Raw genomic sequence first — 19463 nt, 5'->3', positions numbered from 1 at the left:
AACGCAACCCAACCGCACGACCGCCACCACCCGCCGACGTTTCCCGCACCGAACGGCGGACCCGGCAGCGCTCACCGCACAATCCGATGCCAACCCACCCGCCAACGGGGGTCCGGGGCAGAGCCCCCGGGGGCGCACGCAGAGGGGTGCCCCCCCTCAGGGCAGCAGGGCCAGGGCCTGACGCAGGTTGTGCTCCGCGATGGCACGCATCGCCGTCCGGTCCGGGAAGTCGCCGTCCAAGAGCCGGAGAGGGCCCGCGACCAGGGAGAGCCGCATGGCCAGCGCGTACAGGGACATACGGTCCGCGTCGAGGTCCGAGCGGGACAGCAGGGCGTAGTCGTCGCCGAAGCGGAGGCGGAGGAAGACATGCTCCCATTCGGGGTCGAAGTACATCAGCCCCTCGATGTCGATGAGGACCGGTGCCCCCGTCCGGTCGACCAGGACGTGGTCCGGCCCCAGCTCGCCGTGAATCAGGGCGTAGTCCGTGCGGGGTGCCACGCGGTCCGCAAGGTGCCGGAGGCGATCGCGCAGGGGTTCCTCCACCGACCGCAGGCGGGGGTCGCGGCCGGCCGCGTACGTCAGGTCCGTCAGGGCGCGGGAAAGGACGAGCCGTTCGGCCGAGGGAACGGAGGGAACTGAGGAAGCGGAGAGGGCAACGAGAGATATCGCGCCCTCACCCACACCCACGCCCCCACCCCCACCCACACCAACACCCACCCGCCCCCAGCGATCCGCCCGGGCCGCCCCCATTCGCCGCAACTCCCCCGCCAGCCCCCGCAGCACTGCCCGCCCCTCCTCCGCCGGGGCCGTCGCGAGCAACCGCTCCAGCGTGCCGCCCGCGACGTCCTCCACCACCGCCGTATCCACCGCCGTATCCACCGCCGTATCCACCGCCGTATCCACCGCCATGTCCACCGCCGTATCCACCGCCGTGTCCACCGCCGTGTCCACCGCGTCCGACTCCTGCCACCACCACACCCGCGGCACCCGCACGCCGATCCCGTCGAGTGTCCGGTGTGAGGCCGGAGGCGGGGGCGAACGGGTCCGTACGGTCGACGGGTTCGTCCTCCGGCCAGTAGTTCTCCGCGGCCGACCAGCGGTACACGATCACGCTCTCCACCCCGGCGCCGTCGACCGCGACCCGGTACACGCCCTTCTTGCTGCCACCTCGCAGCCGCTCCACCCCGGTGATCCGGCAGCCGGACCCCAGCGCCTCCGCCACCGCACCGGACAACTCCGCCGTCCCCGCCGTCGTACGCATCGGGGCAGCCTACGGCCCGTGCACCGGCTCAGGCGACCGTCCTCAGCTCGTGCGCCCACGGCGGGTTCGCCCCCCGCACCGCCACCGTCGCGGCCGCCACCCGGGTGCCGGTCTCCAGCGCCGCGCGCAAAACGTCCGCCGTCAGGGTGTCCAGACGGGCGCCGAGTTCGCCGGCCGAACGGAGCGCGTGCAGCAGGCCCGCCGTAAAGGCGTCCCCTGCGCCAACCGTGTCGACGACCGTCGTACGCGGGGAAGGGACGCGCAGACGGGTGCCGTCCAGGGAGGCGAACACCCCCGACGCGCCGAGCGTGACCACCACCAGCCGGGCGCCCAGCGCGTGCCAGTCGTCGGCGGCCTGCTCCGGCGTCCGGTCCGGGGCGAGGTGCGCCAGGTCGTCGTCGCTGACGCGGACGATGTCCGCCACCTCGCACCACTTCGGGAGACGGGCACGGTAGAGCGCCGGGTCGATGAGCAGGGGGCGGACGTTCGGGTCGAGGCTGACCGTCGTCCGGGGGCGGACCTCCCGCAGGAGTTCCTCCACCAGTTCCGCGCCCGGCGCCATCATCAGCGCCAGCGAGCCCGTGTGCAGGCACGCGAGGCGGTCCGGCAGGCCGGCGCGCAGCTCGTCCCGCGTCCACTGCCAGTCGGCGGTCCCACGCGCGTGGAAGCTGTACACCGCGCGCCCTTCCGCGTCGAGGTCCGCCACGGCCAGCGTGCTGGGTTCCGACGCCGTCGGGGCGCCGGCCAGGCCCACACCCGAGGAGGCGAGGTGGGCCCGGAACATCCGGCCGAACACGTCGTCCGAGAGACGCCCGAGGAACCGGCTGTCGGTACCGAGCCGGGCCAGCGCCACGGCCGTGTTGGCCGGCCCGCCGCCGGGCAGCACGCGAAGGTCCAGGCCCCCGCCCGCCGGCGCGGGGGAGGGCACGGCCTGCGGCGACACCGTGAAGGCGTCCGCCACACACTCGCCGAGCACCACGACCGGCGCGCTCTCCGCCGGAGCCGGCGAGGGGAGCGACAGAGCGGGCACAGGGTCGGCCGGCCTGTGGCCGGGCGAGGGAACGGCGGTCATGCGCGAACCTTTCGGGGTGGGTTGACCGCCCGGGTCACGGGCGGGGGTACGGGTCGACCACGAGGGGACAGGTTGATCAAGAGGGGCCCGACTCGGCCACGGACGAAACCATCACGACCACCCAGACCCCACCCCCCGAAGACTCGCCCACCGCAACGCCACCGTCCCCCCAGAGCCCCCAGAACCCCCGGAACCCGCGAACTCCACCGCATCCGACTCGACGTACCGCGGATACACACGCGCCGTAAGCGTCTCGCCGTCCCCCGCGAACACCTCCACCGACGACCGGTCGAGCAGTACGTCGAGCCGCAGCACCCCGTCCGCGTCCGGCGTCACCCGCGTGCTGTACGCCGCGCGTGTGCCGTAGCCGGAGCGGGCGGTGTCCAGGGTGAGCGTGCCCGTCGCCTTGTCGTAACGGAGCTCCGTGGCCTCCGCCGCAGAGGCGTGCAGACGGACCGTGACCGTGTCGGCCGTCGTCGCGTTCACGTCGATCGCCGCTCGCAGCCGCGCAACGGAGCCCCTTCCGAGCCGCCAGGGGACGTCGCCGACGGTCCGCGCGCCGGACCGCACCGTCGTGCCGGTCTCAAGCGACGCGAGCTCGGCCACCGGCCGCGCGCCCAGGCCGCCGTCCGCCCGCAGGAACAGCTCCCGCGTCACACTCTGCGCGCCCGCCCAGCCGTTGACCCGCGTGGGCTCCTTCGCGTTCCAGTCGCCGAGCCAGGCGATCATCAACTGCCGCCCGCGGTCGTCGCGGTAGACCTGCCCGGCGTAGGTGTCGCCGCCGCCGTCGAGCACCCCGCGCCTCTCGGGCGTGAAGACGTGTCCGTCGTACGAGCCGACGGCGTAGCGCTGCACGGACCGGCCGCCCTCGTTGACGGAGGTGAGCAGCACCCACTTGCCGTCGAGCGGGAAGAGCGACGGGCACTCCCACATCGCCCCGTCCGTACCGTCGCCCGTCGCGAGGACGCCGTCGTACGTCCAGGTCCGCAGATCGGCCGAGGCGTACAGCTGCACCTTGCCCCGGTCGCCGTCTCCGGAGCCGACGGCCATCTTCCAGCCGCCCGCGACCGGGTCGCGGAAGAGGTACGGATCGCGGAAGCCCGCGCCGGAGCCGGCGGGCGCGGCGGCGACGACCGGGTTCGCGGCGAGCGGGGTGAACGTCACGCCGTCTGTGCTCGTGACCATCTCCACCGTCTCCGGTGTCGCGCCGGGACGGGCGGCGGTGTCGGTGAAGCGGGTGTACGCCGCGTACAGCGTGCCGCCGGAGGCGACGGCGCTGCCGCTGAAGATCCCGGAGACGTCCCCCGGTGTGGCCGGCGGGTCGGGGCGCAGGGCGACGGGCAGTTCGCGCCAGTGGACGGCGTCGGGGCTGTCGGCGTGCGCCCAGTGCATCGGGCCCCATTTGGGGGCGTCGGGGTGGTACTGGCTGAACAGGTGGTGCCGCCCGCCGAACTGCACCAGCCCGTTGGGGTCGTTGATCCAGCCCTGGTACGGCGTGTAGTGGAACTGCGGGCGCAGGGGGTCGGCGGCGTAGTCGTGGGCGGCGGGCTGGCGGGCCTGGCCGAGGGCGCGGAAGGTGAGGCCGTTGTCGTCGCGGGTGGCGGCGGTGCCGGTGCGGACGTCGTCCAGGTTGAGGTGGCCCCAGCCGCCCTGCTTGTCGTCCACGACCTCGAGATGGACCTGCTCGCCCGCCCAGCGCGCGGTGTCCCACAGGACGCGGATGTACGCCTCGTCGTCGGGACCGGTCTGCCGGGCGAGTTCCGCTCCGTCGCGGTCGCGGACCAGCGCGACGTACAGCTTCTCGGGGTCCCAGCCGCCCGCGACGAGGAAGCTCAGGGCCCGGCCCGCGGTGAACGACGAGGACCTCAGCCGGCCCGTGGCGTCGTCCCCGGCGGCGGCGAAGCCCCACAGGTGGCGGTCGCCGTGCTGGCTGAACGGGCCGCCCCAGTAGTCGTGCTGGGCGCTGACGGCGGCGTCCGAGAAGGCGGTCCCGGACACGACGGTCCAGCCGGTCAGGTCGCCGGTCTCGAAGTCGGGGTTGAGGGGGGCGGTGGGCCGGGGCGCGGCCCCGGCGGTGGGGGCGAGCAGTGCGGCGAGGGTCGCCGCGGTGGCTATCAGTGCGGGTGCTGTCCAGCGGCTCATCTGAATGGCCTCCGTTGCCGACTCGTTACGAGTGGGGGGCATTGACGTTGCTCGCCGCGGAGTCCATCATCTCCGTCAACCCGATGTCAACGTTGACATAAGTCAACGATGACACGACCACTGCGCGTTTCGAAGGACACCTCACCGACCACCGGTCGGCAACCGACCGCATCCCACCCCAGGAGCCACCCCATGCGCCGCACCGCCCGCACCACCCGCAAGCTCCGCCACGCCGCCGCCCTCGCCTCCGCCGCCCTCCTCCTCACCGCCTGCGGCGAGGGAGCCAAGGGCTCCTCCGACGGAAGCGACAGCAACGGCACCGGCACCAACTCCGGCACCATCAAGGTCGGCCTGATCACGAAGACCGACACCAACCCCTTCTTCGTCAAGATGAAGCAGGGCGCCGAACAGGCCGCGAAGAAGGAGGGCGTGGAACTCTCCACCGCAGCCGGCAAGTTCGACGGCGACAACGAGGGCCAGGTCACCGCCATCGAGAACATGGTCGCCGCCGGCGTGAAGGGCATCCTCATCACCCCGAACGACTCCAAGGCCATCGTCCCCGCGATCGAACAGGCCCGCGCCAAGGGCGTCCTGGTGATCGCGCTGGACTCCCCCACCGAGCCGCAGGACGCCACGGACGCGCTCTTCGCCACCGACAACGAGAAGGCAGGCGAACTGATCGGCGCGTACGCGAAGGCGCGGATGGCCGGCCAGGACGCGAAGATCGCCATGCTCGACCTGGCGCCGGGCATCGCGGTCGGACAGCTGCGCCACGACGGCTTCCTCAAGGGCTACGGCATCGACGACAAGGACCCGTCCGTCGTCTGCGCCCAGGACACGGGCGGCGACCAGGCCAAGGGCCAGACCGCGATGGAGAACTGCCTGCAGAAGGCCCCCGGGATCAACGTGGTCTACACGATCAACGAACCCGCCGCCCTCGGCGCGTACACGGCACTGAAGGCCAAGGGCCGGGAGAAGGACGTCCTGATCGTCTCGGTGGACGGCGGCTGCACCGGCACGGAGGCCGTCAAGGCGGGCCGGATCGCCGCCACTTCGCAGCAGTACCCGCTCGTCATGGCCGCCAAGGGCGTGTCCGCGGTCGTCGACTACGCGAAGAACGACGAGAAGGCGTCCGGCTACACGGACACCGGCGTCACCCTGATCACCGACTCCCCGGCCGACGGCGTCGACGCCAAGGACACGGCGTACGGGCTGGAGAACTGCTGGGGCTGAGCCCGGCCGCCGTCAACCACAGCCCCTCACCCCAGGAGACACACCGTGAGCACCACCACCGCACCGACGCCCTCGTCGTCGGCGCCCGCACCGCCCGGCGGACAGCCGGCCTGGCGGAACCTCGCCGGGCACCCCACCGCAGGACCCCTCGTCGCGCTGATCGCGGCGTGCGGCTTCTTCTCGCTGCAGAGCGAGCAGTTCCTCTCCGGCGGCAACCTGGCCCTGGTCATCCAGCAGGTCATGGTCGTCGGCACGCTCGCCCTCGGCCAGACGCTGATCATCCTGATCGCCGGCATCGACCTGTCCTGCGGCGCCATCATGGCCTTCGGCTCCATCGTGATGGCCAAGCTCGCGGCCGACGGCACGCTGCCGCCGCTCGTCGCGATCGCCGCGGGGCTCGCCTTCTGCACCCTGTTCGGGCTGGCGAACGGCGCGCTGGTCACGTTCGTACGCCTGCCTCCGTTCATCGTGACGCTCGGCATGCTGAACGTGGCGTTCGCGCTGACGCACATCTACTCCGACGAGCAGACGGTCACCGACCTGCCCCGGGAGCTGACGGCGCTGGGCGAGACGTTCCCGATGGGCCGCACCGACATCACGTACGGCTCGGTGCTGACCATCGTCCTGTTCCTCGTCTTCGCCTACCTCCTCGGCCAGACGGCCTGGGGCAAGCACACGTACGCCCTCGGCAACAGCGAGGAGGTCGCGCGCCTCACGGGCATCCGCACCACCCGGCTGAAGCTCGGCGTCTTCACGCTCGCGGGTCTGATCTACGGCATCGCGGCCCTGCTCCTGATCTCCCGTACCGGGGTCGGCGACCCGAAGGCGGGGCAGACCGACAACCTGGACGCGATCACGGCGGTCGTGATCGGCGGTACGAGCCTGTTCGGCGGGCGCGGCGCGGTCCTGGGCACCCTGCTGGGGGCGCTGATCGTGGGCGTGTTCCGCAACGGGCTGCAGCTGATGGGCGTCGGCTCGATCTACCAGACCCTGATCACCGGCGTCCTCGTGATCCTCGCCGTCACCGTCGACCAGATCTCCCGCAGGAAGGCGGCTCGATGAGCACGCAGGAAGGCGGCCCGATGAGCACGCACGAAGGCAGCTCGATGAGCACGCACGAAGGCGCCCCGATGAGCACCCACGAAGGCGCCCCGATGAGCACGCAGAAAGGCACCCCGCCGCCCCCCGTCCTCCCCACCCCCGTCCTCCGCGCCCGCGGCCTGGTCAAGCGCTACGGCCAGGTCACCGCCCTCGACGGCGCCGACTTCGACCTCCTCCCCGGCGAGGTGCTCGCCGTGATCGGCGACAACGGCGCCGGCAAGTCGAGCCTCATCAAGGCCCTCACCGGCGCCCTGCAGCCCGACGAGGGCACCATCGAGCTGGACGGGAGGCCCGTACGCCTGCGCAGTCCGCTGGACGCCCGCCGGCACGGCATAGAGACCGTGTACCAGGACCTCGCGGTCGCCGCGTCGCTCGACATCGCCAGCAACATGTTCCTGGGCCGCGAACTCCGCCGCCCCGGCCCGCTCGGCTCCGTACTGCGCATGCTGGACCGCCGGCGGATGCGCGAGGAGTCGGCGGCGCACATGGCCGAGCTGAGGATCGGCCTGCGCTCCCTCACCCAGCCCGTCGAGTCGCTCTCCGGCGGCCAGCGGCAGGGCGTGGCGGTGGCCCGGGCGGTGGCCTGGGCCCGGCACGTGGTCGTCATGGACGAGCCCACGGCGGCGCTCGGCGTCAAGGAGTCGGCGCAGGTCCTGGACCTGATCCGGCGGGTCCGCGACCGCGGTCTGCCGGTCGTGCTGATCAGCCACAACATGCCGCACGTCTTCGAGATAGCGGACCGGATCCACATCCAGCGCCTCGGCCGCCGGGTGGCCCAGGTGCGCCCCGGCGACCACACGATGGCGGAGGTCGTCGCGATCATGACGGGGGCGTTGGAGCTGACGGGGGGAGACGGAGGTACGGTCGTTGCCGACGAAGGGGCGGCCGAGGCCGTCGGTGTACGCCCCGGCCCCGGCTGACGTGTGAAGTGCGAGGTGCCCATGGCGAGCCAGCGCCGGCCCACCCTGACGGATGTCGCGAAGCGGGTCGGCGTGAGCGCCAAGACGGTCTCACGGGTGCTCAACGAGGACGGCCCCGTCTCCGAGGAGACCCGGGCCAAGGTCCTGGCGGTGGTGGAGGAGCTGGGCTTCCGGCCCAATCTGATGGCGCGCAACATGCGCGTGGGCTCCCGCGATTCGACCATCGGCCTCGTCGTGCCGGACATGGGCAACCCGTTCTTCGGCACGGTCGCCGGCGGGATCGAGGAGGGTGTCCGGGCCGCGGGGCTGACGCTGCTCATCGGGTCCTCGGGCGAGTCGCCGGAGAAGGAGCACGCGCTCGTCACGACGTTCCTGGCGCGTCGGGTCAGCTCCCTGATGATCGTCCCGGCGGCCGGCGGCGACCACCGCTATCTGCGCCGGGAGCGTGAGGGCGGTCTGCCGCTGGTGTTCCTCGACCGGCCCGCCGCCGGCCTGGCCGCGGACTGCGTGGTCAGCGCCAACGAGGAGGGCGCCCGCACCGGTACGGCGCACCTCCTCGCGCACGGCCACCGGCGGATCGCGTTCATCGGGGACCGCCCGCTTTCGCTGTACACCCGCAAGCAGCGGTTCAGGGGCTATCAGCGGGCGCTGCGGGACGCGGGCGTCGAGCCGGACCCGCGGCTGGTGGCCGACGCGCACGATCCGGTGGCCGCGGGCGCGGCGGTACGGCGGCTGCTCGCGCTGCCGGAGCCGCCGACGGCCGTGTTCACGGGCAACAACTTCGTGACCCTGGGCGTCGTACCGGCGCTGGCCCAGGACGGTCGGCGGGACGTGGCGCTGGTCGGCTTCGACGACCTGCCGCTCGCCGGGGTGCTGGAGCCGGGCCTGACGGTGGTGGCCCAGGACCCGCTCGCCGTCGGCCGGGCGGCGGCGTCGCTGGCCCTGGAGCGGCTCGCGGGCACGCGCACCCCGGCGCGCACGCGCACGGTCGACACCCGGCTGATCGCGCGGGGGTCCGGGGAGTTGCGGCCGGCTACGTGAACGCCCCGTACCTGGCGGGTGGTCGGGAGGGACCACGTTCCGAAGGGCCCGCACATGAGTGCGCGGCGGCGGCCACCGCCCTTGAAGGGGTCGAGGACGACGGCCGCCGCCGCGCGTCCTGCGGCGATGCCGCGCCGACTCGGCACCGCCGCAGGAGTACGCGTTTACCTTCTCGACACCCCGTGTATCAACGCAAGGGTTGCAGAGGGTTGCACCAATGTGACCGAGTGGACAGCGCGGAGCGGTCCCAGGCGGCAGGATGTAACCACCTGTCGCGTGCCGGGTGCTCCATGCGGCGACGACGGGTCCCGGCCATGCGGCGGGCTCAGCGACATCCGAAGCCGTGCGCCTGCGGGGGAATACGGTGAACAGACGAGTTCCAGACACACGACGCACGGCAGACGCCCGCGAGCACGTCCTCGCGGGCGACGCGGCCGCGTCCGAGCGTGCGCGCACGCTCATCGAGGAGTCGTGGCTGCGGGCCCGCTCCCGGGGCGTGAACCCGGAGTACGCACAGCCCGACCAGCTCTTCGAGATCGAACGCCGGCGTGAGGCGTCCGGGCTGCGGGAGGTGCTGCCCGCGCTGCGCGAGACGCTGCTCAGCGCGTACGACCCGCTGGAGCACATCATGCTGGTGTGCGATCCGGACGGCGTCGTGCTGTGGCGGGAGGGCAGCCGCCAGGTGATCCGCAAGGCGGACTCGACGGATCTGACCCATGGCATGGGCTGGGCCGAAGGGGCCGTCGGCACCAACGGGCTGGGCCTGAGCATCGTCGCCCGCCGCCCGGTCCTGGTGCACCACTCCGAGCACTTCGCCCGCAGCCTGCACTGGTGGTCGTGCGCCGCCGCGCCGGTGCGCGATCCGCGCACCGGGAAGCTGCTGGGCGTCATCGATCTGAGCGGTCCCCATCAGCGGATGGGCCAGACCGCGCTCGCGCTCGTGTCGGCCGGCGCGAAGGTCGCCGAGGGTGAACTGCGGATGCGGCACTGGGCGGAGGTCGACCGGCTGCGTTCGGTGGCGGCCCCGCTGCTGGCCCGGATGACGGGCCGGGCGCTGGCCGTCGACACGAACGGCTGGGTCGCGGCCGCGCTGGGGATGGCGCCGCCGGACCGGGTGGCGCTGCCCGCGCACGCGGCCGCGGGTCCGGCGTGGCTGCCGTCGCTGGGGCTGTGCGTGCTGGAGCCGCTGCCGGGCGGCTGGCTGGTCCAGGTGCGCCCGCAGGAGCCGCAGACCCGGCCGGGCGGGGTGGAGCTGGACCTGACCAGCACGACCGCGCCGACGGTGACGGTGCGCGGGGCGACGGGCGTGTGGTCGCGTGAGCTGAGCCCGCGCCACGCGGAGCTGTTGTACGTGCTGGCGGTGCACCCCGACGGGCTGAGCGCCGCGCAGTTGTCGACGCAGCTCTTCGGCGATCCGACGCGCACGGTCACGGTGCGGGCGGAGATGTCCCGGCTGCGGCGGACGTTCGCGACGGTGGTCGGGAGCAGGCCGTACCGTTTCAGCGACGGTGTCGAGGTCTCCGTCCGGCTCCCGTCCCAGCCCTTCGACCTGCTCCCGCACTCGACGGCACCCGCGGTCCTGGCGGCGCGCCGCCCTTGAGCAGAACCGTTTCAGCGGCCGTTTGACGGAAGACAGCCGTGCGGGCCGTGGCGGATTGCGCTCCGCCACGGCCCGCCACCGGCTCAGGACCGGTGCAGCCGGATGGCCCCGTTCGCGATGGGCGCCGGGGACGCCACGTCCACGTCGTAACCCGCCCCGCGCGCCGTGTCGTACAGCGGCTCGCCGTCCGGGTGCGGCGAGGCGTCCAGATCCCATACGACGATCCGGAACGCCTCCGGGTCGGCGGTCGCGTACGCCACGAAGCCGTAACCGCTCTCGCCGTTCAGCGTGCCCGTACCGCGGAAGGCGGTCTTCCCGTCCGGCGTGACCACCAGCCAGTCGACCGTGTCCGACTGGAGGTCGAAGTCCGCCCCGCCCAGCCGGTACGCGACCTTGCCGCCGGTGGCGGCCGGGCCCTCGTCGCCGGGGAGGTACTGCGGGTTGAAGGTGAACTTCGCGGTCCCCGCACCGCCCTTGGCCAGCGCGTCGGCCGGCACGGCCATCGCGGCCGGCGTCAGCGTGGCCGTCTCCGGCTCGGCGGAGCCGCCGCCGGTGACGAACCCGGCGTCGGGGTCGTACACGACGACCATCACCTCGGCGGTGTCGGAGCCCCCGTCGTCGTCGGTGACCTTGACCTTCATGGTGTACATGCCGGCCGCGTCGAAGGTGTGGCCGCGGTCGCAGCCGGACGCGGTGGCGGCGTACGTCTCGGTCGTGCCGTCGTCCCAGGTCACCTCGCAGGTGTGGGTGTCGTTGGCGCCCGGGTCGGTGAACGACGCACCGAGGTCCACGGTGTCGCCGACATGGTGCACCGACCATGCCTCGGCTCCGCCGAGGGACAGCGTGGGCGCGACGTTCCCCAGGGTCACCACGGCGCTGTCGCCGATCGGCCGGTTGGCCCCGTCGTCGGCCGTCAGCGTCACGCGGTAGCGGCCGTCGTCCGTGCAGGAGACGGTCGTGCCCGCGGCGGACGCGTCGGCGAAGGAGCAGGTGGCCCCGGCGTCCACGCCGTCCAGCGGCTCGTACGACCAGCGGGCGGTGGCCTGTCCGCCGTCGTCCCAGACGGTGCCGCCGAGGCGCACCGCCGCGCCCTCGGCGCCGCTGCGGTCCGGGCCGGCGTCGGCGATCGGTGCCAGGTTCGCGGGCTCCTCGCCGCCGTCGGTGGGCGGAATGTAGCCGTGGCCGCCGCCTCCTCCGCCGGTGCCGCCCCAGTTGCACTTGTGGTCGGTGACGTTCTTCACCTGGTCCCAGGGGATGTCGGGACGTCCGGACTCCACGTCCCAGGTGGGGCCGCCGCCGTCGACGAACGGGAGCTCGGTGATCCAGGCGTAGCGCACATGGCACCACATCTGCTTGTACATCGACGTCCGCCGGTCCTCGGTGAGGGACGGCGGGAGCGGGGTGCGGCGCTGCAGTTCGTCCCACAGGACCGCCGTGATGCTGTCGGCCTGTTCGTCGCCGTCGGTGGCCATCGCCGCGGGCTTCCAGGTCAGGGACGCGGTGACGGAGTCCTGACCGTTCAGCTCCTCCATGTAGACGCTGGAGTGGGTGAAGTAGGTGGAGTCGGGCTGGTACGAGTACGACCCCCACCAGTCGCTCTTGAACTCGTTGCCGACGGTGTCGCCGTTCGCGTTCTGCAGATAGAGGTACCAGCCCATCTCCTCGATCTGCTCGGGCGCGTACCCGGGCTTGACCTCGTGATAGCGCCACGGCAGGAACGTGGTGCACTCGTCGGAGAGGGTGAGCTTCTTCGTCGTGGTGCCCTCGTCCCACAGCAGGACCGGGGTCCAGCCGTCGTCGCAGGCGTCCAGGATCTGGAAGGAGTTGACGCCCGGGCCGGGTCGCCAGTTGACGTGGTAGTAGTGCAGCCCCGAGTTGAACTCGGCCTTGGCCAGGAAGGCCCCGTCGGCGTCGACGATCACGTCCCCACTGGTCGCGGCCCGCGCCTCGGACGCGAGCGCGACGGGCAGCAGCAGTCCGACGAAGCCCACCAGGAGCGCGCCGACGAGTGTCCGCAGGCGTGCCCGTCTGTTCCGTGACATGCGTGTGCGCATGGTCCCCCGATTCCCCGTCGAAACGGCCGCGAGTTGTGTCAACTCGCGGCCGTTCCCGATGTGTTGGTGTCTATCGACGGATGCAGCATAGGCACCGCGCGGGTCCGGAGGGATCCATACCGGGCAAACGCTTTCTACCCCGTCTGCCCCGCCGCCGGCCTCCCCCCGAGGTACAGCTCGCCCAGCTGCGGGTCGGCCAGCAGGTCCGACGCCGGACCGGAGATGTGCACCCGGCCGAGGTCCAGTACGCAGCCCAGGTCCGCGGTCTGCAGGGCGCGCCGGGCGTTCTGTTCGACCAGGAGCACCGCCGTACCGGCGTCGCGCATCCGCACCACCTGCTCGAAGACCGTGGCCGTGGCCTTGGGGTCCAGGCCCATGGACGGCTCGTCCAGGAGCACCACCCGGGGGGCGACCATCAGCGAGCGGGCGAACTCCACCTGCTTCTGCTGTCCGCCGGAGAGCAGACCGGCGATGGAGTCCCAGCGCTCCCCGACGACCGGGAAGAGCTCCTTGACGTGCGCCGCCCGCTCGGCGACGACCGCCTTGTCCCGCACGGTGTACGCGCCCAGCAGCACGTTCTCCGCGACCGTCATCTCGCGGAACACGCTGTGCCCCTGCAGCACGTGCGACAGGCCGGCCTGGAGCATCCGCTGCGGGCCGCGGCCGGTGACGTCCTCGCCGTCGACGAGGATCTGCCCGGACCGCGGCACGAGCATCCCGCTGGCGACCTTCAGGACGGTGGACTTCCCGGCCCCGTTGGGGCCGACGAGGCAGACGATCTTCCCGGGCGGGACCTCGACCGTCAGCCCGCGCAGCACCAGGGCGGCGCGGCCGTAACCGGCCTGGATGTCCCGCAGTTCGAGGAGGTTCTCAGACGCCAAGGTAGGCCTCCAGGACTCGCTCGTCGGCCCGGATCACGTCGGGGGTGCCCTCGGCGATCGGCCGGCCCCGGTCGAAGACGACGACGTGGTCGCTCAGGCTCATGACGAGTTCCATGTTGTGCTCGACGATCAGGAAGGTGCGCCCCTCGGCGTTGAGTTCGCGCACCAGGTCGGCGATCCGGTCGATGAGCGCGGGGTTCACGCCGCCGGCCGGTTCGTCGAGGAGGATCAGCTCCGGCTCGGTCATCAGCACGCCGGCGAGTTCGAGGAGCTTCTGCTGGCCCCAGGAGAGGTTGCGGGCCTCGGCGTGTTCCAGATGCTCGATGCCCATCCGGGTGAGCCAGTAGCGGGCCTTCTCCGTCTCGGCCTTGCCGTGTCCGGAGCCCAGGCCCTTCAGGCCCTTGGGCTGCGCCGCGGCCAGCACGTTGTCCAGCACCGTCATCCGGGGGAAGACGCGGCACAGCTGGAAGCTGCGGCCGATGCCGGCGCGGGCGATGCGGTGGGGGGCCTTGGCGGTCAGGTTCCGGCCGCGGTAGGTGACGGTGCCGGAGTCCGGCTTGATCATGCCGGTGACGACGTTGAAGAAGGTCGTCTTGCCCGAGCCGTTGGGCCCGATGAGCGCGTTCACCTTGCCCTGCCGGAAGCTCACCGTCACGCCGTCGACGGCGGTGACGCCGCCGAAGGACTTGGTGAGCCCGGAGGTCTGCAGGCTGCCCTCCGGCTGCTTCGCGTCCCGCCCGCTCATCGGCGTACCTCCGTTCATCGGCGTACCTCCGTGGACTCGCCGGACCGCGCGGACGCCGCGCCGCCGGACCCGGCCCGCCGCTGCTCCCGCAGCGCCCCCGCGGTGACCTCGCGGATCGACGCCTCGCTCGGGCCGAAGAACCGCCGGTAGAGCGAGCGCAGCGCGGGGATCACCCCGTCGGGCATGAACATCACGACGAGGAACAGCAGCCCGCCGGTGGTCACCATGTGCATCGGGGTGTCGCCGAACTCCTGCTTGGAGTACTCCAGTCCGTACCCGACGATCACCGCGCCCAGCAGCGGCCCGTACAGATGCCGCACCCCGCCGAGCAGCGCCATCAGCACCATGTACGAGCCGGTGAGGATGGAGAACTGGAACACCGGGTCGAGGTCCCGGAACCACAGCGCGTACAGTCCGCCCGCCAGTCCCGTGAAGAACCCCGAGACGACGAAGACGGCGAGCTTGTACGCGTACGTCGGGGTGCCGAGGGACTGCGCCTTGTCCTCGTCCTCGCGGATGGCCTTCAGCCCCATACCGAAGCGGGAGCGGTCGATCAGCCACCAGCTCAGCAGCATGACGGCGAGCAGCGCGGCGTACAGATAGAAGAACACCTCGTGGTGTTCGGAGCGGGTGAGGCCCTCGATCGGCATGTCGATCGACAGGCCGCGCGAGCCGCCGGTGAAGTCCCCCCAGCTCTGGAAGACGAGCAGCAGCACCAGCACCAGCGCGATCGACACGATCACGAACGACGCGCCGCGCACCCGCAGGGCGGCCAGCCCCACGGGGACGGCGATCGCGGCGACGATCGCCGCGCCGAGGAACAGCGCCGCGAAGGGAGGGGTGTCCGCCTTGGTGATCAGCAGGGCGGTGCTGTACGAGCCCAGACCCGCGAAGGCCGCGTGGCCGAGGGATATGTAGCCGGTGAAGCCCCCGACGAAGTTCCAGGCGGTGGACAGCACGGCGAAGTTGAGGATGGTGATGCCCACCGTCAGGTCGTACGGGGTGGGCACCAGCTCCGGATACGAAAGGACGACCGCCGCCCCGGCGAGCAGGGCCGCCAGGCGCAGCAGTCGCGCGCGGCGGCCGGCGAGCGGTCCGCGGCCGCGCGGGGGCGCGGCGGAAGTCCCGGACGCCTCGGGCGTCACGGCGGTCTCGGGCGTCTCGGGCACGGCGGCCTCCACGTCAGAACCTCTGGGCAAGGCGGCCTCCGAAGAACCCCTGCGGCCGGACCGCGAGCGTAGCGAAGAGCGCGAGGTAGAAGACCGTCTGGGCCCAGGTCGTGCCCATGTCGATCTGCAGCACGCTCTCCATGACGCCGAGCACCATGGCCGCGATGGCGGCGCCCGGCACGCTGCCCAGTCCGCCGACCACGATGATCGCCATCAGCGGGCCGATCCAGTGCCAGTGCAGCGAGGGGTAGATCGTGGCGTCGAGGGACAGGGCCGTCCCGCCGACGGCGGCGCTCGCCAGGCCCAGGCCGAAGCCGTAGCCGGCGATCCGGTCGGTGTCGACGCCGATCAGCTGGGCGGCCTCCTTGTGCTGGATGGTCGCGCGCAGCGCCTGCCCGAACCGGCTGTGCTTGAGCAGCAGATACAGCGCGAGCAGCGAGACGGCGGCCAGCCCGAAGGCGATCAGCTTCACCACGGCGACCCGCGCACCCCACAGCTCGAAGCTGGACGTGCCGTAGCCGAGGCCGATCCGGCGCTGGCTGCCGGACCAGACGTACGACAGCAGGCCCTCGATGATCATGGCGATGGAGAAGGTGAGCAGCACCGACATCATCGTCAGGGTGGCCGGGCGCAGCCGGGACAGCAGCCCGCGCTGCATCCCGACGCCGATCAGGAAGAACAGCGGTACGGTGCCGATCATCGTCAGCATCGGGTCGAGCCCGGTCTCCCGATGCACGTACCAGGCGAGATAGGCGGCCAGGATGAGGAACGCCGAATGGGCGATCATCACCACGCGCATGATCCCGAAGTACAGGGTCAGGCCCGCCGCCAGGAGGGCGTACAGCCCTCCCAGCAGCACCCCGTGGATCAGGCTCTGGAAGACCAGGCTGGGGGAATCCACTTAACCTCTCACCACTCCGGCTTGGGGAACACGAAATCGGCTTCCTTCTGGTCCGCCGGCAGCACGATCTTGATCTCGCCGCCGACCCACTGCTGGATCATGTGGGCGCTCTGCGGACGGCCGGCCTCGTCCCACTTCAGCGGGCCGACGACCGTCTCGACCTCGTTGGCGTGCAGCCAGTCGACGATCTTCTTCTGGCAGTCCTCCTCGGGCGAGGCGCACTTGACGGCCTCCACCGCGGCGGCCATGACCTGGCCGGTGGTGTAGCCGTTGGCTTCGTCCTCGGCCGGGGGCTTGCCGAACTGCGCGGTGTACTTCTCGACGAACTCCTTGTTGCTCGGGTAGGCACCCCCGGGGGTGTACCCGGTCGGGGCGAGGATGCCCTCGGTCTTGCCGCCGATGGCGTTGGCGAACTCGGGCTCGGTCGGGGCGGTGGAGAAGGCGGCGAGCTTGGGCTGGTAGTCGAGCTGCTGCAGCGCCTTGATGAGGTTGACGCCGTCCTGGTACTGGCTGCCGCCCACCACCATGTCGGCCTTGGAGTCGGCGATCTTGGCGGCGATTCCGCTGAAGTCCTTGGTGTCCGGCGGGTAGACCTCGTCGACGACGGTCTTGATGCCGGCGGCCTCCATCTTGGCCTTGAGGCCGTACGCCGTGCCCTGCGCGAAGGGGTCGTCCATCGCGGCGTACGCGACGGTCTTGGGGCGCTGGTCGGCGGGGAGGGCGACGATGTACTCGGCAAGGTTGTTGTAGTGGTCGCTGGCCACGGCCGGGGCGGCGTAGAAGAGGTTCTTGAAGCCCTCCTCGAACACCTCGGGCGCGGCGCCCGCGGGCTCGACGAAGGCGTAGCCGTACTCCTCGGCGACGCGCGCGGAGGGCACCACGAGGCGGGTGGAGAACGGCCCGAAGACCAGATCGACCTGGTCCTTGCCGATGAGCTGCTCGTAGTCGGAGACGACCTTGTCGGCGTTGGACTGGTCGTCGAGGAACTTGAGCTTGACCTTCCGCCCGAGCAGACCCCCGTTGCCGTTGGTGATCTTCTCCCACGCCTGGTAGCCGCGCTGGATGCCCTTGCCCGGCTCGGAGAAGTCACCGGTCAGGGGCAGGGACACGCCGATGACGATGGTGTCATCCGACGAATCCCCCGAGCCGTCGTTCCCGCATCCGGTCGCGGTGACCCCCACGACCAGCGCGGTCACGCCTATCGCCAACTGGACGCGCTTCCTTGCGTTTCTCATCGCCGGTTGCTCCTTGTCCGCCTGGGCGCAAGCGCTTTCGTAAGCGCTTGCGCACCATATAAACTGTGGCGCTCCGCCATGGCAACCGGCGCGACAGAACTATCCAAAGGTCCTACCTGAGGCGGCGGTTCATTTGTCGAGTCACACGTCGAGGCATCGGAGCGCGTTGCGGCTGGTAGACGTGGCCGAACGGGCCGGTGTCTCCCTGGCGACCGCGTCCCGCGCGCTGAGCGGCCGCGACGGGGTGAGCGCCGCGGTGGCGGAGCGGGTACGTCAGGTCGCGCGCGAGATGGGCTACGTGGCGAACCCGCACGCCCGCACGCTCGCCGGGGGTGCGACGTCGACCGTCGGCCTGGTCGTCCACCAGATAGACGACCCGTACTTCTCGGAGATCGCGGCCGGCGTCATCGAGGCGGCGGCCGAGGAGAACCTCATCGTCCAGATCGGCCAGTCGGGCCGCGACCCGCAGCAGGTGCTGCGCCAGATCCGCCATCTGCGGGCGCAACGGGTGGGCATCATCGTGCTGGCGGGATCGGGCTACGTGGACCCGGAACTGGAGGCGGGCGCGAAGGCGGAGCTGGCGGCGTTCCAGGCGTCGGGCGGCAGAGTCACGGCGATAGGCCGCCACTTCCTGGGCACGGACGCGGTCCTGCCGGACAACGCGGGCGGCGCGCGGGAGATGGCGGAGCACCTGCTCGGCCTGGGCCACCGCAGCTTCGCGATAGCGGCGGGCGCGGGCGGCCTGTCGACGGTGGCGGACCGCCTGGCGGGAGTGGTCTCGGCCCTGTCGGAGGCGGGCGTGACGGAGGAGGAACGCCCGGTGGTGTACGCGGACTTCACCCGGGACGGAGGCAGCGACGCGGCCCGCCGCGTGCTGCGCGAACACCCCCGCTGCACGGCGATCATGGCCCTGAACGACGCGATGGCGATGGGGGTCCTCTCGGAACTCCGCACCCGGGGCGTCCGGGTACCGCGCGATGTCTCGGTGACGGGCTTCAACGACGTCGCAGTGGCAGCGGACCTGGCCCCGGGCCTGACAACGATCCGCATCCCCCTGGCGGACATCGGCCGCCAGGCCCTGCGCATCGCGTTGCGGCCACGGACGGCGCGGCCGCGTCGGCGGGTTACGGGGCATCGGTTGGTGGTGCGGGCTTCTACGGGGGTGCCGGGGGGTGGGGTGGGGGGTGGGTAGTCGGGGCGCGTGGTGCGCTGGTGCGCTGCCGGGTGGGTGGTCGGACGGGTTTCGCTGTAGTGACGGTGTGCGCTGCCGGGCGCCTGTGGTGTGGGTGTGCGGATGGGGTCTCGCTGCGGTGACGGCTGCGCTGCCGGGTGCCCTGGCGTGGGTGGGCGGACGGGTTTCGCTGTAGTGACGGTTGCGCTGCCGGGTGTGGGGGCCGTGGGTGGGCACCCGCGCTGGCGCGCGGGTCGGGCCTTCGGCCCGGGGCTGGCTGCGTGTTGCGGGGCGGGGCGGCGACGTAAGAGGCCGGCCGGTGGCGAGGTGGGCCGGGGACGGCACGGTCGGGCGGGCTGAGCGTGTGCGCTGCCGGGTGCCCCTGGCGTGGGTGGGGCGGGCCAGGTTTCGCTGTAGTGACGGTTACGCTGCCGGGTGTGGGGGCCGTGGGTGGGCACCCGCGCTGGCGCGCGGGTCGGGCCTTCGGCCCGGGGCTGGCTGCGTGTTGCGGGGCCGGGCGGCGACGTAAGGGGCCGGCCGGTGGCGTGGCGGGCCGGGGACGGCACGGTCGGGCGGGCTGAGCGTGTGCGCTGCCGGGTGCTGACGGTGGTGGGTGCGGCGGAGGTGGGCGGCTGGTGGCGTTCGGGCCGCCGTCACGCCTCGGGCGGCCGGGCCCGACCGAGCCAACCACGCGAAGACCCGCGCCCGGCAGCGCCACCCGCGCTCAGCTTCACCCGCCCGCCGCCCGAGGCGACCACGCGAAAACCCCCGCCCGGCAGCGCCACCCGACCCCGCCCCCCACCCTCGCCGTAGCCCGCCACGACGTTTCTGGCACCGAAGAGAACGCAACCCAACCGCACGACCGCAACCACCCGCCGACGTTTCCCGCACCGAACGAAAGAGGACCCGGCAACGCTCACCGCACAATCCGATGCCA

The 19463-nt window shown here is 72.1% G+C and carries 15 protein-coding genes; 6 read left to right on the top strand and 9 right to left on the bottom strand.

Translation table 11 applies throughout. The features are described from left to right. Window positions 1-156 precede the first annotated feature (156 nt). From AB0M28_RS35220 to AB0M28_RS35210, 3 genes are all read right to left on the bottom strand, one after another. Window positions 157-993: a phosphotransferase gene (locus AB0M28_RS35220; protein ID WP_365413972.1), complete on the bottom strand. Its 837-nt coding sequence runs from the start codon at window positions 991-993 to the stop codon at window positions 157-159. A 296-nt stretch (window positions 994-1289) separates the two neighbouring features. Then, window positions 1290-2333, bottom strand: a complete 1044-nt coding sequence (locus tag AB0M28_RS35215; protein ID WP_365413970.1) for a carbohydrate kinase — start codon at window positions 2331-2333, stop codon at window positions 1290-1292. Between the two features lie 111 nt (window positions 2334-2444). Next, window positions 2445-4475 carry a GH32 C-terminal domain-containing protein gene (locus AB0M28_RS35210; RefSeq protein WP_365413968.1) on the bottom strand — a complete coding sequence of 677 codons (2031 nt, stop codon included), beginning with the start codon at window positions 4473-4475 and terminating at the stop codon, window positions 2445-2447. 192 nt (window positions 4476-4667) lie between these two features. Between AB0M28_RS35210 and AB0M28_RS35205 the strand changes: the two genes are divergently transcribed. The 5 genes from AB0M28_RS35205 (at window position 4668) to AB0M28_RS35185 (ending at window position 10370) form a co-directional block, all read left to right on the top strand. Further along, window positions 4668-5708 (top strand): sugar ABC transporter substrate-binding protein, encoded by a 1041-nt coding sequence (locus AB0M28_RS35205; RefSeq protein WP_365413966.1) that lies wholly within the window; start codon window positions 4668-4670, stop codon window positions 5706-5708. A gap of 45 nt (window positions 5709-5753) precedes the next feature. Beyond that, the gene (locus AB0M28_RS35200) at window positions 5754-6770 is read left to right on the top strand and encodes an ABC transporter permease (RefSeq protein ID WP_365413964.1); all 1017 of its coding nucleotides are present in this window, start codon (window positions 5754-5756) and stop codon (window positions 6768-6770) included. Between the two features lie 92 nt (window positions 6771-6862). After that, the gene (locus AB0M28_RS35195; RefSeq protein ID WP_365413974.1) at window positions 6863-7729 is read left to right on the top strand and encodes an ATP-binding cassette domain-containing protein; all 867 of its coding nucleotides are present in this window, start codon (window positions 6863-6865) and stop codon (window positions 7727-7729) included. 21 nt (window positions 7730-7750) lie between these two features. After that, window positions 7751-8770, top strand: a complete 1020-nt coding sequence (locus tag AB0M28_RS35190; protein WP_365413962.1) for a LacI family DNA-binding transcriptional regulator — start codon at window positions 7751-7753, stop codon at window positions 8768-8770. A 364-nt stretch (window positions 8771-9134) separates the two neighbouring features. Continuing rightward, window positions 9135-10370 (top strand): GAF domain-containing protein, encoded by a 1236-nt coding sequence (locus tag AB0M28_RS35185; RefSeq protein ID WP_365413960.1) that lies wholly within the window; start codon window positions 9135-9137, stop codon window positions 10368-10370. Window positions 10371-10453: 83 nt separating this feature from the next. Here AB0M28_RS35185 and AB0M28_RS35180 read toward each other — a convergent pair whose 3' ends face one another. From AB0M28_RS35180 to AB0M28_RS35155, 6 genes are all read right to left on the bottom strand, one after another. After that, entirely contained in the window at window positions 10454-12412 is a 1959-nt protein-coding gene (locus AB0M28_RS35180) for a PKD domain-containing protein (RefSeq protein ID WP_365413958.1), read from the bottom strand. A gap of 146 nt (window positions 12413-12558) precedes the next feature. Beyond that, window positions 12559-13305 (bottom strand): ABC transporter ATP-binding protein, encoded by a 747-nt coding sequence (locus AB0M28_RS35175; RefSeq protein ID WP_365413956.1) that lies wholly within the window; start codon window positions 13303-13305, stop codon window positions 12559-12561. Then, window positions 13295-14068 carry an ABC transporter ATP-binding protein gene (locus AB0M28_RS35170; RefSeq protein ID WP_365413954.1) on the bottom strand — a complete coding sequence of 258 codons (774 nt, stop codon included), beginning with the start codon at window positions 14066-14068 and terminating at the stop codon, window positions 13295-13297. The genes AB0M28_RS35175 and AB0M28_RS35170 overlap by 11 nt, the downstream gene beginning before the upstream one ends. Further along, window positions 14065-15219 carry a branched-chain amino acid ABC transporter permease gene (locus AB0M28_RS35165; RefSeq protein WP_365413952.1) on the bottom strand — a complete coding sequence of 385 codons (1155 nt, stop codon included), beginning with the start codon at window positions 15217-15219 and terminating at the stop codon, window positions 14065-14067. The genes AB0M28_RS35170 and AB0M28_RS35165 overlap by 4 nt, the downstream gene beginning before the upstream one ends. 13 nt (window positions 15220-15232) lie before the next feature. After that, window positions 15233-16120 (bottom strand): branched-chain amino acid ABC transporter permease, encoded by an 888-nt coding sequence (locus AB0M28_RS35160; protein WP_365413950.1) that lies wholly within the window; start codon window positions 16118-16120, stop codon window positions 15233-15235. 8 nt (window positions 16121-16128) lie between these two features. Next, a complete protein-coding gene (locus AB0M28_RS35155; RefSeq protein WP_365413948.1) occupies window positions 16129-17355 on the bottom strand; it encodes an amino acid ABC transporter substrate-binding protein in 1227 nt (408 codons plus the stop codon). Window positions 17356-17521: 166 nt separating this feature from the next. Here AB0M28_RS35155 and AB0M28_RS35150 point away from each other — a divergent pair, with 166 nt between their 5' ends. Continuing rightward, window positions 17522-18547 carry a LacI family DNA-binding transcriptional regulator gene (locus AB0M28_RS35150; protein ID WP_365413946.1) on the top strand — a complete coding sequence of 342 codons (1026 nt, stop codon included), beginning with the start codon at window positions 17522-17524 and terminating at the stop codon, window positions 18545-18547. Window positions 18548-19463: the final 916 nt, after the last annotated feature.

The sequence above is a fragment of the Streptomyces sp. NPDC051940 genome (genome assembly GCF_040680895.1).
Taxonomy (GTDB): Bacteria; Actinomycetota; Actinomycetes; order Streptomycetales; family Streptomycetaceae; genus Streptomyces.
Note: the sequence above shows the minus strand (reverse complement) of the source record. Positions and strands in the feature narration are given on the sequence as shown.

Bases quoted from the DNA above. Each gene is read 5' to 3' on its own strand.
- AB0M28_RS35195 (WP_365413974.1), top strand. From the start codon at position 6,863: ATGAGCACGCAGAAAGGCACCCCGCCGCCCCCCGTCCTCCCCACCCCC.
- AB0M28_RS35180 (WP_365413958.1), bottom strand. From the start codon at position 12,412: ATGTCACGGAACAGACGGGCACGCCTGCGGACACTCGTCGGCGCGCTC.
- AB0M28_RS35155 (WP_365413948.1), bottom strand. From the start codon at position 17,355: ATGAGAAACGCAAGGAAGCGCGTCCAGTTGGCGATAGGCGTGACCGCG.
- AB0M28_RS35190 (WP_365413962.1), top strand. From the start codon at position 7,751: ATGGCGAGCCAGCGCCGGCCCACCCTGACGGATGTCGCGAAGCGGGTC.
- AB0M28_RS35205 (WP_365413966.1), top strand. From the start codon at position 4,668: ATGCGCCGCACCGCCCGCACCACCCGCAAGCTCCGCCACGCCGCCGCC.
- AB0M28_RS35215 (WP_365413970.1), bottom strand. From the start codon at position 2,333: ATGACCGCCGTTCCCTCGCCCGGCCACAGGCCGGCCGACCCTGTGCCC.
- AB0M28_RS35210 (WP_365413968.1), bottom strand. From the start codon at position 4,475: ATGAGCCGCTGGACAGCACCCGCACTGATAGCCACCGCGGCGACCCTC.
- AB0M28_RS35170 (WP_365413954.1), bottom strand. From the start codon at position 14,068: ATGAACGGAGGTACGCCGATGAGCGGGCGGGACGCGAAGCAGCCGGAG.